Here is a 1,133-nt window from a genome sequence, read left to right as displayed (position 1 = left end):
GCCACTGGCAGAGCTGACGGCACTGCCGTCATGCACCGGGCGCGGTGGCAGCGGGGCTGCGGCCGTTTTCGGCGCGCAATCCCAGGCACCCGAAGCAGAGACTGAGCAGTCATACTGTTCCGCGGCGACCACGAATGAGGTGGCGAAAGGTTGCATGGCCAGCAGACTGCCGGTTACCAGCAACGGAAATTTTCTACGAAACGCGGGGGATTTCAATGCCATCTTATTAGTCCGGGCTTCCTGCGTGCCATCTGCCCGCGGTGTGGGCCGCACGCCTCTCGATGGTCTGAAAAAGATGCGTGATAATAAAGCATGACCCGCTTGACGGCTAGCGCCGTCGGAGACCCTTGTAATGCCCGACCAAGATCTACGTTTGCAACAGCTGAAAGTCTGGCTTGATGAGCAATTGCCAGGCCTCTTTACCACCCAGGGCTGGGGTGTCGTACCCCCGGCCACGTTGACTGCGGCCAGCAGTGACGCGAGTTTCAGGCGTTACTTCCGGTGGGAGGGAGGAGGTCGCAGTTTTGTCGTGATGGACGCTCCACCCCCCCAGGAAAACTGCAAACCTTTCGTCGATATCGCTCATTTACTCGGTCAATCGGGAATAAATGTTCCGAAAATTTATGCGCAAGATCTGCTTCGCGGCTTTCTTTTGCTGAACGACCTGGGGAAAAAAACCTATCTGGACGTGATTACGGCTGAAAATGCCGATCAATTGTTCGCCGATGCCATCGACGCATTGCTGGCTTTCCAGCAATTGCCGATGGAAGCCCCGTTGCCCAGTTATGACGTCGCGCTGTTGCGTCGGGAGCTGGAATTGTTTCCTGAATGGTACGTTCGCCGGGAGCTGGGCATCGAGTTTGACGCCCGGCAGCTTGGCCTGTGGCAACGCGTCAGCGAACACCTGATTGACAGCGCCCTGGCCCAGCCCAAGGTCCTGGTGCATCGCGACTATATGCCGCGCAACCTGATGATCAGCGAGCCGAATCCCGGCGTGCTGGACTTCCAGGATGCGGTCTACGGCCCGGTGACCTACGACATCACGTGCCTGTTCAAGGACGCCTTCCTCAGTTGGCCGCAGGCCCGCGTGCGGGAATGGCAGCGCGGTTACTGGCAGCGCGCCGGCGCGCTGG

2 protein-coding genes are annotated in these 1,133 nt (G+C 59.2%); one reads left to right on the top strand and one right to left on the bottom strand.

What is annotated here, in order from left to right; all coding sequences use genetic code 11:
• On the bottom strand, positions 1-222 hold a 222-nt coding region (locus HX846_RS33870), incomplete at its 3' end, for a hypothetical protein (RefSeq protein WP_178967116.1).
• A gap of 130 nt (positions 223-352) precedes the next feature.
• Between HX846_RS33870 and HX846_RS33865 the strand changes: the two genes are divergently transcribed.
• The coding region (locus tag HX846_RS33865; protein WP_178967115.1) for an aminoglycoside phosphotransferase family protein at positions 353-1,133 on the top strand (781 nt) is incomplete at its 3' end.

The sequence above is a fragment of the Pseudomonas sp. K5002 genome (genome assembly GCF_013386655.1).
Lineage (GTDB): Bacteria > Pseudomonadota > Gammaproteobacteria > Pseudomonadales > Pseudomonadaceae > Aquipseudomonas.
The sequence above is the reverse complement of the archived record's forward strand: the minus strand, read 5'-3'. Positions and strand labels throughout refer to the sequence as shown.